At 71.5% G+C, this 10480-nt stretch carries 9 protein-coding genes, 1 tRNA gene and 1 other RNA gene; 8 read left to right on the forward strand and 3 right to left on the reverse strand.

The genetic code is table 11. The annotated features are described in order from the left end of the window. Nucleotides 1-422: 422 nt before the first annotated feature. Together TR49_RS45675 and TR49_RS18950 are read right to left on the reverse strand one after the other, a co-directional pair. Nucleotides 423-1412 (reverse strand): DUF2637 domain-containing protein, encoded by a 990-nt coding sequence (locus tag TR49_RS45675; RefSeq protein WP_236653429.1) that lies wholly within the window; start codon nucleotides 1410-1412, stop codon nucleotides 423-425. A gap of 540 nt (nucleotides 1413-1952) precedes the next feature. Then, nucleotides 1953-3143, reverse strand: a complete 1191-nt coding sequence (locus TR49_RS18950) for a DUF3631 domain-containing protein (protein WP_052434427.1) — start codon at nucleotides 3141-3143, stop codon at nucleotides 1953-1955. A gap of 389 nt (nucleotides 3144-3532) precedes the next feature. Between TR49_RS18950 and TR49_RS18955 the strand changes: the two genes are divergently transcribed. The 3 genes from TR49_RS18955 (at nucleotide 3533) to TR49_RS18965 (ending at nucleotide 5786) form a co-directional block, all read left to right on the forward strand. After that, nucleotides 3533-4045 (forward strand): helix-turn-helix domain-containing protein, encoded by a 513-nt coding sequence (locus TR49_RS18955; RefSeq protein WP_042383105.1) that lies wholly within the window; start codon nucleotides 3533-3535, stop codon nucleotides 4043-4045. 189 nt (nucleotides 4046-4234) lie between these two features. Beyond that, nucleotides 4235-4537: a helix-turn-helix domain-containing protein gene (locus TR49_RS18960; RefSeq protein WP_369405325.1), complete on the forward strand. Its 303-nt coding sequence runs from the start codon at nucleotides 4235-4237 to the stop codon at nucleotides 4535-4537. Between the two features lie 10 nt (nucleotides 4538-4547). After that, complete coding sequence (locus tag TR49_RS18965; RefSeq protein ID WP_042383107.1) at nucleotides 4548-5786, forward strand: tyrosine-type recombinase/integrase; 1239 nt, start codon at nucleotides 4548-4550, stop codon at nucleotides 5784-5786. Nucleotides 5787-5879: 93 nt separating this feature from the next. Here the strand turns inward: TR49_RS18965 and TR49_RS18970 are convergent. Next, nucleotides 5880-5964, reverse strand: a tRNA-Ser gene (locus tag TR49_RS18970). A 112-nt stretch (nucleotides 5965-6076) separates the two neighbouring features. Between TR49_RS18970 and ffs the strand changes: the two genes are divergently transcribed. The 5 genes from ffs to TR49_RS18990 all read left to right on the forward strand — a co-directional run bounded on the left by ffs (nucleotide 6077) and on the right by TR49_RS18990 (nucleotide 10381). Beyond that, an RNA gene (gene ffs, locus TR49_RS40830) (signal recognition particle sRNA small type) lies at nucleotides 6077-6167 on the forward strand. A gap of 48 nt (nucleotides 6168-6215) precedes the next feature. Beyond that, nucleotides 6216-8381, forward strand: a complete 2166-nt coding sequence (locus TR49_RS18975) for a DNA polymerase III subunit gamma and tau (RefSeq protein ID WP_042383108.1) — start codon at nucleotides 6216-6218, stop codon at nucleotides 8379-8381. Nucleotides 8382-8548: 167 nt separating this feature from the next. After that, complete coding sequence (locus TR49_RS18980; RefSeq protein ID WP_042383109.1) at nucleotides 8549-8887, forward strand: YbaB/EbfC family nucleoid-associated protein; 339 nt, start codon at nucleotides 8549-8551, stop codon at nucleotides 8885-8887. Nucleotides 8888-9090: 203 nt separating this feature from the next. Then, complete coding sequence (recR, locus tag TR49_RS18985) at nucleotides 9091-9690, forward strand: recombination mediator RecR (protein WP_042383110.1); 600 nt, start codon at nucleotides 9091-9093, stop codon at nucleotides 9688-9690. Continuing rightward, nucleotides 9683-10381, forward strand: coding sequence for a DUF5063 domain-containing protein (locus tag TR49_RS18990; RefSeq protein WP_084725025.1), 699 nt, complete (start codon nucleotides 9683-9685; stop codon nucleotides 10379-10381). Before recR ends, TR49_RS18990 begins: the two co-directional genes overlap by 8 nt. The last annotated feature ends 99 nt before the right edge of the window (nucleotides 10382-10480 follow it).

Below are 10480 nucleotides of genomic sequence, written 5' to 3' on the forward strand. Positions count from 1 at the left end.
CCGCGCTCCCCCCCCCCCCCCGCCTCCGTCTCAGTCCCGGCCCCGTGGGCCGGGCCGGTACCCGCCCCCGCCAGGGCGGGCACAAGCGCGAAGTCCGCAACGCCCCCAGGCGATGTGGACTTCGCCCCAGCTTGCTCCGCTGTCGAGGGGAGGCCGTCCCCGCTGATGTCGCGGTCGAGCGTGGGCGGTTGTGCCGTGAAGAGGCTATCGGCCTGCGCGGCTCCGATGGGGCGGGTCTTGCGGGAGAACGGGTTGCGGCTCACGAGGGGCGGGGGCTCCTGTCGGTGTTCTGGCGGGGCTGGTGGGTGGTGAGTGTGCGGGGATTCGGCGGCTTGGTCCGGCCGGGCTTCTCCGGTAGTGGGCCAGGAAGAGGGCGCTGCCCGGAACCGGTTCGGGTCCGGGCAGCTACCCCCAAGTTGGGGTCAGCTGGTGGGGCGCGGGCGGGACTCGGTGCCCTGCCGGACCAGGCCGATCGCCTCGGCGAGGCGCTCGGTGCCGGCGCCGAGTCCGGCATCGATGAGGGCCTTGCGGGCGCTGTCGCGGGTCAGTCCGGAACCGCCCGGGTGAGCGGCGCCGATGACGTCCGCCAGCTCCGCGATGGAGGCCAGCGCGGGGCGCCCGCCGGTGCTCGGCATCGGCGGATGTCCCAAACCCCCTTGCGGGTCCTGGCCTGCGCAGTCGTGCTCCTCGGCACGGTCGCCGTCGGCGGCGTCGTCCGGATCGCCGCCGATGTGTTCGGCTTCGGGATCGGTTGCGTCGGCCGAGGGCGAGCAGGAGGTCTCGGCGGCGGCGGGCTCAGCAGGTTCGGGGGCCTGCGGCGGGGCCGGGATCGCTGACGGCACGGCTGCGGGGACGGCGTACGGAACCTCAGCGGCCTGCTCGGGTGCAGGTTGCGTACCGTCCTGAACCCCGGCGGCAGTTGCGGGCAGCGGTGTCGCGACGGTGGGCTCGGTGGTGGTGCCGCCGTAGCGGGTGATCAGGATGTGCAGGTGGGTCGCGCCGGCCAGGGCGAGCGGCGCGATGGCGGACAGCACAGTGACGGTGCCGTCGCCCAGGTGCAGGGTGACCGCGCCGGGCCGGTTCAGGTCCAGGGCGTGCAGGCCGTTGGCCCAGATGCTCGCGGCAGTCGCCGCGATGAATAGCCCCCACGCATACAGCCGCGCGGGCAGCGGGGCCTCGCGCAGCACCAGCAGCGCCCGCACCCCGTAGGCGATGAAGCCGTCGATGACCACAGGGAAGACGTACGTGAGGGTGTGGCGGACATGGACGGCGGTGGCCATCTGCCGCAGCGCGTCGTAGGACAGAGCACATCCGGCGACGCCGAGGAGCACGATGGCGCACCGGTCCCACCAGGTGGCGCGGTGACGGCCGGTCGCCGTGGTCGGGGGTGTGGGTGTTGCGGTGTCGGGCATGGGTGCGGGAGTCCCCTTCGGGGGTGAGGTCTGGTGGTGGTGTGCGGTGATCCGTCTTGGCCGTCTTGCCGTTGACGTCGCAGGTCAGGCCCGGTACGGCAGCGCCATGGCGTGGCGTCTTCGCGCCGTCCGGGACGCACCTCGGCGTCCTGCCGGTCTCGCTGGACCGAGTCGATGACGGTGCGCCTGACAGACCGCGGTGGGAGCGGGCTGTGCCCTCGTCGGCGTGCCGGGACGGATCGCTATCCGTCTTGGGACGCCGTGCCGTCTCGGCTACATGGCCGTTGACCTGCGGTTATACGGCTGGGACGGCAAGGACGGCACGAGACGGGCATGTCGCCTGGGCTTCCTCTGGCCGTTGCAGAAGCTGAACGGCGGGTTGTTCAGGCTCTGCGCGGGCTCCGGTTCAGCTTCTGCACGCGTGTGGCTGATTCGGATGAGGGGCTGCCCCGCCGGCTTCACTCAGTAAAAATCGCGGCGATTTGCGATTAAACCGGGGCCGGATTTAGCGAGTGAAGCTGGCGGGGCTGGCCCGACGGCTCAGTCGGGCTGTGCGGCCCTGCTGGCGTCACCGCTGGTGAGTGGGTGGACGGTGGGGCAGTAGCGCTTCCAGGCGTCGGTGAACTTGCTGCGGAGGTAGCCCTTGAGCTGGGTCTGGTCGGGCATGCGGACGTTGCCGGAGCGGATGCCGTATTCGCGCAGCATCCCGGCCAGGGCGCGCGGGTTGAGTCCGCCGCGTCCGGTCTCGGCCCAGGGGGCCTCGGGGTCGGAGTTGAGGCGGTAGAGCAGCGCGTCGGTGGACATGCTCTCCGGGTCGCCGGCGGCGGCGAAGGCGCGGCGGATGTCGGCGAGGATCCGCGCGTTGGACGGGTTGTCCTCCTCGGCCTGGGCCTCGGCGGCGACCATCCGCTGGCAGGCGGCGCGGGCGCGCTCGGGCCAGGTGCCGCCCGCGAGGTCGGCGACGATGACCAGGGGCTCCCAGGTGTCGGCGGCCCGGTCCTCGACCGGCATGTGCGGTTCCAGGTGCAGGGCCTGGTCGGCGACCTTGGCCGTCCAGCGTGCGATCCGGGCGCGCAGCGCGTGGAGGGCGGGGCTGTCGCGGCGGGTGCGGTAGGGGCTGACGTGCTCGCCCTGGGCCCGGCGGCGCATCCGGATCACGACCGAGCGGTCCATGATCGTGTCGGGGAGGTCGCCGATGCCGGCGAGCGCGGCCATGGCGAAGGTGGCGAAGGAGTGCGGGGCGTGCTCCTTGCCGACCACCCGCAGGACTGGTCGGCCGCGCTGGTGGCCTGCGTTGAGCAGGCCGCGCATCTCCTCGTTCTTCTCGGCGACCTTGGGGCTGCCGAAGATGGTGTCGGCCTCGTCGACGAGCAGGGTCGGCGGCTCGTCCGAGATGGAGCGGAAGATCGCCGCCGCGGTGGAGTTCACGGTGATGACGGGGTTGTGGACCGTCTCGGTGAGCAGGTCGAGCAGGCGGGATTTGCCGCAGCGCTTCGCGGGGCCGACCACGGCCAGGCGCGGGGCGTGCTGCCATACCGGCTGCAGGTGGGTCGCGGCGATCCACAGCACGGTCGCGTCCAGGGCCTGCTCGGTGGGCAGGACCACGAAGCGGGCCAGGGTTGTGCGCAGCTCGTCGAGGAGCGCGGCGGCGTCGGCCTGTCCACAGGCTGGGGACGGCGTGGCGGGGGGAAGGGGGGCCGCCTGGGCGGCGGGGGCGGTACTCTCGGTCATGGAGATCCTCACTCGGCGGCTCCGGGGGGCAACCCGGTTCCGCCGCAGACGACTGTCCTGGGATGGGCGGTGGCGAGGTTTCCAGCAGCCCCCGGTGTTCGTAGCGCCGGGGGTTTTCGCGTTCCTCGGGTCAGGCACCTACACGTTCAACCTCCTCTCGACTGGCATTCTGATGCTCTCGTAGCATGAGTATGCATGGACGCACGCCCGCTGTCAACCCCACGCCGCATGATATCCCCAGTCGAATCCAGCATATTCACTGGCCAGGGCAATTGTGATCTACGTCACATTCATGTGTATGCGCTTGCAGGTTGGGCATCCCATGCTGGTATGGTCTACGACTGTGGGTCTCGTGGACCCTTGTCCGCCCGAGAGAGGAGGCAGAAGAAGTGGACGACAGCAAGCCCCAGCGCTGGGCCCCGCCGGAGGGCGAGGCCCTGGTCGCGCACAACCTGAAGGTCCTGCGCACGACGGCGCGCCTCTCCCAGGAGGACATGGCCGAGCGCATGCGCCGCCTCGGCTTCAAGCTGCACCAGACCCAGATCGCCAAGATCGAGAACGGCACCCGCGGCATCAGCTTCGACGAGGCACTCGGTCTCGCCAAGGCCCTCAGCGTCCCCGCCGCGAACTTCATGCTCGAAGCCGTGGCCGGCCCCAACGACCCACACTGGGAACTCCAGGAAGCCGCCTTCGACATCCAGAAGGCCGAGCAGGAGCACCAGGTCGCCCAGGATCTCGCCGACGCCGCCAAGGCCAGACTCGACCAGGCCGAGGCCAGATACGACGAGATCGCCGCGCGCCTCGGCGTCGAGGACGAGACGGAGCCCACCGAGCTCGTCTTCTACCCGGCACCGAACTCGCCCGAGGACCCGCTCCGCGGCGAGCCCGGCACCGACCTGTAAGTCCGGCTCAGAATCGCTAGGTGAACGGCTGCCACCGCCGTAGCCTGCCTGCACGTTCACCATCCGCGGACCGACCCCCGGTGCTACGAACACCGAGGGCCACCAGCGCGGACACCCACCAAGCCCACCGCCCATCCCGAACAGTCCAGCGGTCAACGGTTGCCCCCGTGACCGCCGAAAGGCATCTCCTTGTCCACCCTGCCTGCCCTGTCCCTCATAGCCGACGCCCTCGGCATCCCCGAGCACCAGCTCCGCGCCGCCGTCCTGGAGTGCTCCGCCCCCACCCCGGACACCACCCTGGTCGCCCTCACCGTCGAGGAAGCCGCCCGCCGCCTCGGCGTCGGCCGCACCACCATGTATGCCCTGATCGCCTCCGGCGAGGTCCACTCGGTCCGCATCGGCCGACTGCGCCGCATACCCGTCGACTCCCTCGACGCCTACATCGCGGCCCGCTCCCAGGCCGTCGCCCCGACCACCGCCCTCGCGGCCTGAGGGGGCGGACATGGCCAACTCCCGCCAGCCCAACGGCGCTTCCTCGATCTTCCTCGGCAAGGACGGCTACTGGCACGGTTACGTGACCGTCGGCGTCAAGGACGACGGCAAGCCCGACCGTCGCCACGTCATGCGCAAGCGCCGCGCCGATGCCACCAAGGCCGTGCGCGAGCTGGAGAAGAAGCGCGATGCCGGCACCGCCGGCAAGGCCGGTCAGACCTGGACCGTCAAGACCTGGTTGACGCACTGGGTCGAGAACATCGCCGCGCCGCACGTCGGTGAGAACACCATCGACGGCTACCGCGTCGCGGTCTATCACCACCTCATCCCCGGCCTCGGGTCGCACCGTCTCGCCAAGCTGGAGCCCGAGCACCTGGAGCGCTTCTACGGCAAGATGCAGGCCGGTGGCAGCTCCGCCGGGACCGCGCACCAGGTCCACCGCACCGTCCGCACCGCGCTGAACGAGGCGGTGCGCCGAGGCCACCTCACCGTCAACCCCGCCTCCATCGCCAAGGCCCCGCGACTGGAGGAGGAAGAGGTCGAGCCCTACACGGTCGAGGAGGTGCAGCGGCTCCTGGACCTCGCCAACAGGCAGCGTCACCCCGCCCGTTGGGTGATCTCGCTCGCGCTCGGCCTGCGGCAAGGCGAGGTCCTCGGCCTCAAGTGGACGGACGTCGACTTCGAGCTGCGCGTCCTGACGGTCCACCGCAACCGGCTGCGGCCCCGCTACCAGCACGGCTGCGCGGGCCACCCCTGCGGGCGCAAGCCCGGCTACTGCCCGCAGAAGGTCAACATCCGCCGCGAGACCAAGGACACCAAGTCCCGCGCTGGACGCCGGCCGATCGGCATCCCGGACCCGCTGCTGGCCCTCCTCCTCCAGCACCGGAGCGACCAGGAGCGCGACCGGCAGCTCGCTGCCGACCTGTGGACGGAGAAGGGGTACGTCTTCACCTCGCCGACCGGCGAGCCCCTCAACCCGAACACCGACCACCACGAGTGGAAGGACCTCCTCAAGGCGGCGGGCCTGCGCACCGGGCGGCTCCACGACGCCCGTCACACGGCCGCGACCGTCCTGCTGATCCTCGGCGTCCCGGACGCGATCGTCGACGCGATCATGGGATGGGAGCCCGGCAAGTCCGCCCGGATGCGCCGTCGCTACCAGCACCTCACCAACCGGGTGCTCACCGACACCGCCGACAAGATCGGCGGCCTGCTCTGGCCGACACCCGAGGAGCCGCCCGCCGCCTGATCGCGGCAACTGCAACTAAAACTGCAACTGCCGAACGATGAAGGCCCCGACCGCATAGCGGTCGGGGCCTTCATCTGCCCAGGTGGGCGGGTGCGGAGGATACGAGATTCGAACTCGTGAGGGGTTGCCCCCAACACGCTTTCCAAGCGTGCGCCCTAGGCCTCTAGGCGAATCCTCCGTGGGAGAGCTTACTAGATGTTTGGGGGTGCTCGTGCACACGGTCGACGCAGGTGGGAGGGGAGGGGGTGGGGCGGTGCTGGCACCGGTCGGGATCCGGTACTGTTGGGCCTAGCCCCTCGTGTGGCGCTATCTCGCTGAACCCCCCCAGGGCCGGAAGGCAGCAAGGGTAGGTGAGCTCTGGCGGGTGCACGGGGGGTCCTTGCGTTGTAGGGCACCGATTTGTCGGTGGGGACCGTTAGGGTCGAAGACGTGTCGCTCGCTCTCTATCGCCGGTATCGACCCGAGACCTTCGCCGAGGTCATCGGGCAGGAGCACGTGACCGGGCCGCTGCAGCAGGCGCTGCGGAACAACCGGGTCAACCACGCCTACCTGTTCAGTGGCCCGCGCGGGTGCGGAAAGACGACGAGCGCGCGCATCCTCGCCAGGTGTCTGAACTGTGAGCAAGGTCCCACCCCGACGCCCTGCGGCGAGTGCCGTTCGTGCCAGGACCTGGCCCGTGGCGGGCCCGGGTCGATCGACGTGATCGAGATCGACGCCGCCTCGCACGGTGGTGTCGACGACACGCGTGACCTGCGGGAGAAGGCGTTCTTCGCGCCCGCCTCCAGCCGGTACAAGATCTACATCATCGACGAGGCCCACATGGTCTCGACGGCCGGCTTCAACGCCCTGCTGAAGGTCGTCGAGGAGCCGCCGGAGCATCTGAAGTTCATCTTCGCCACGACAGAGCCCGAGAAGGTCATCGGGACGATCCGGTCCCGCACGCACCACTACCCCTTCCGGCTGGTGCCGCCCGGCGTCCTGCGCGACTACCTGACCGACGTCTGCGGCCGGGAGAGCATCCAGGTCGAGGAGTCCGTCTTTCCGCTGGTCGTCCGGGCCGGCGCCGGGTCCGTGCGTGACTCGATGTCCGTCATGGACCAGCTGCTCGCCGGGGCGGACGAGGGCGGCGTGACGTATGCCATGGCCACCGCACTGCTCGGCTACACCGACGCGGCGCTGCTGGACGAGATCGTCGACGCCTTCGCCGCGCACGACGGGGCGACGGCGTTCGGGATCGTCGACCGGGTCATCGAGGGCGGCCACGATCCGCGCCGCTTCGTCGCCGACCTGCTGGAGCGGCTCCGGGATCTGGTGATCCTCGCCGCCGTGCCCGACGCAGGTGAGAAGGGGCTGATCGACGCGCCGGCCGACCGGGTCGCCGTGATGGAGGAGCAGGCGCGCCGCTTCGGCTCCGCCGAGCTCAGTCGCGCTGCGGACATCGTCAACACCGGGCTGACGGAGATGCGCGGGGCGACGTCGCCCCGGCTCCAGGTGGAGCTGATCTGCGCCCGGGTGATGCTGCCCGCCGCGTTCGCAGACGAGACGTCCTGGCAGGCCCGCCTGGAGAAGCTGGAACGGCGTGCTGTCGTCGGCGGGGCGATGCCCGCCGCGCCGGTCGCGGCAGAGGCGCCCGTGGTTCAGGCACCGATGTCGGCGCCCGCGCCCATGCCCGCGCCCATGCCGACTCCGGTCGCTCCGAAGCCCGCGGCCCCGCAGCCGTCAGCCGCCGGTGGGGCGCCCGCTCCCGCGGGTGGGCGGACGCCCGGCGCCTGGCCGGTCTCGCCCAGCTTCGGCTCCTCCGGTCCCGCCTCGGCCCCGCCTGCCGCTCCCACGCCCACGCCGACACCGGCGCCCGCACCGGCTCCGCAGTCCGCGGCCCCGCAGCCCGCGGCCCCGACGTCCGGGGATGCCGGAGGCATCAGCGCCGCACAGGTGCGCCAGTTCTGGCCGCAGGTGCTCGATGCGGTGAAGGGCCGTCGCCGGGTCACCTGGATGCTGCTGCAGCAGGCCCAGGTCGCCGGCGTCGACGACGGCGCGCTCCAGCTCGCGTTCGAGCATGCCGGGACGCGTGACGGATTCGTCAACGGCGGGCACGACGAGATCCTGCGGCAGGCGCTGCAGGAGGCCGTCGGCGTCTCGTGGAAGGTGGAGTGCCTGATCGGTCCCGCCGGTTCCGCGCCGCAGCGGCCCGCCGGTGGGTCCGGTGGCGGCTTCGGCGGCGGTGGGGCAGGCGGCGGGTTCGGCGGTGGCGGAGGATTCGGCGGTGGCGGCGGTGCGTCCGCGATGCCGCCGCGTCAGCAGGCCCCCGCCCCGGCTCCGTTCCAGCAGCCCCCCGCTCAGGCGGCGCCGCCCGCGCCGGTTCCGAGCCCCGTCCCGTCCGCGCCCGCGCCGCGTCCCAGCGGGCCGAGTGCCCCCAGCGCCCCCAGCGCGCCGGTCGGCTACCCGGAGGATCCGGACGACGACGACATGCCGCCGCCCCCCTTCGATCCGGAGGAGGACATCCCGGAGCAGGACACCACCTCCGTCTCCGGCCACGATCTGATCATCCGCGAGCTGGGCGCCACGGTGATCGAGGAGACCCAGCACGACCGCTGAGCCGTACCCGAGCGTGGTCGGCGAGCCGTCGCCGGGATCCAGAAAGCCGTACCCGCCTGTGAACTGACGGCGATCCGACACGCGCAGCACGTAGGCTCGACCCAGGAGCGGTCCCGCTCCGGCACGTCATGACGAGAGTCACCACGACAGGCAGGACAGGAGCGCCCATGTTCCCCGGCGGCCAGCCCGATATGCAGGCCCTGCTCCAGCAGGCACAGCAGATGCAGCAGCAGCTCGCCCAGGCGCAGGCGGAGCTCGCCGCCGCCGAGGTCGAGGGCAGCTCCGGCGGCGGCCTGGTCAGGGCCACCGTGACCGGCGCAGGTGAGCTGCGCGCACTCGTGATCGACCCGAAGGTGGTCGACCCGGAGGACACCGAGACCCTGGCCGACCTGGTCCTTGCCGCGGTCCGGGACGCCACGGCCGGTGCGCAGCGGATGGCGGCCGAGCGCCTCGGTCCACTGGCCCAGGGCCTGGGCGGGGGCGGCATCCCCGGCCTCCCCTTCTGATCGGCGCCTCGGATCCGGCGCCTCGGATCCGGCACCGCTGATCCGACAGCTCTGATCCGACAGTCGCCCGGAACCCGGAACCTCGACGGCTCCCCGTGCGTAAGTGGGTGTGTCGGGGAGCTGTGACTGCGCGCCCGTCCGGAGGATGATGGGCGCGAAAAGGTAGAAACCACCGCGAGCACCAGAAAGACAGGTAACGCAGCGTGTACGAGGGCGTGGTCCAGGACCTCATCGACGAGTTGGGCAGGCTGCCCGGCGTCGGGCCCAAGAGCGCGCAGCGGATCGCCTTCCACATCCTGCAGGCCGATCCGACGGACGTGCGCCGGCTCGCGCACGCCCTGACGGAGGTCAAGGAGAAGGTCCGCTTCTGCACCGTCTGCGGCAACGTCTCCGAGGCCGACCTGTGCCGGGTCTGCCAGGATCCGCGCCGCGACCCGAGCCTGATCTGCGTGGTCGAGGAGCCGAAGGACGTCGTCGCGGTCGAGCGCACCCGCGAGTTCCGCGGCCGCTACCACGTGCTCGGCGGGGCGATCAGCCCGATCGAGGGCGTCGGCCCGGACGACCTGCGCATCCGCGAGCTGATGCAGCGGCTCGCGGACGGAACGGTCACCGAGCTGATCCTCGCGACCGACCCGAACCTCGAGGGTGAGGCCACCGCCACCTACCTGGCCCGGCTGCTCAAGCCGATGGGCCTGAAGGTCACCCGCCTGGCCAGCGGCCTGCCCGTCGGGGGAGACCTGGAGTACGCCGACGAGGTCACCCTCGGCCGGGCCTTCGAAGGGAGACGACTTCTCGATGTCTGACACGTCCGACACGCGCACCGTTGAGATCCCGGTGAGCGGACAGCCTCACATCGGCGTGCACGGCGACGGCACGCCGGACGAGTTCGCCGTGCAGATCGCGGACTCGGTGCAGAGCTTCCTGCTCTCCGTACCGGAGATCGCCAAGGGCGACGAACCGGGGAGCGCGATCAGCCTGCTGCTGCTCGAGGTCTCCCAGGTCCTGCTGACCGGCGGCCGCCTGGGCGCCATCGAGGACGTCGTGCCCGACGACCGCTACGAGACCGACACCGGCCCCGATGCGGACGCCGACGAGCTGCGCCGCCAGCTGGCGGAGCTGCTCGCGCCGATCGACGTCTACCACGAGGTCTTCGACCCGTACGGCCCGCCGGACAAGCCGCTGCCCTGCCGGATCTCGGACGACCTGGCCGAGGTGGTCACCGAGCTGCGCCATGGCATGGCCCACTACCGGGAGGGCCGGGTCTCCGAGGCGCTGTGGTGGTGGCAGTACTCGTACCTGGCCACCTGGGGCTCGACCGCGACGAGCGTGCTGCGCGCGCTGCAGTCGCTGGTGGCGCACGTCCGGATGGACAGCCCCATCTCGGCGCCGGTCGACGGCACCGACACCGACCACGACGGGCTGACCGACGAGCAGCTGGAGCAGCAGGCCGGTGACCTGATGGCCGCCGAGCTCGCCTCCGAACTGGGCATCTGAGCGGCGGGAATCCGAGCATCGGGCATCCGAGCTGCGGCGTCCCACCTGCGGGGGCCTGCGTCGACCCCGGCTGAGAGGCCGGGGTCAGCTGCGTCACGC

Origin of the sequence: Streptacidiphilus melanogenes (genome assembly GCF_000787835.1) — a bacterium.
GTDB classification, from domain to species: Bacteria; Actinomycetota; Actinomycetes; order Streptomycetales; family Streptomycetaceae; genus Streptacidiphilus; species Streptacidiphilus melanogenes.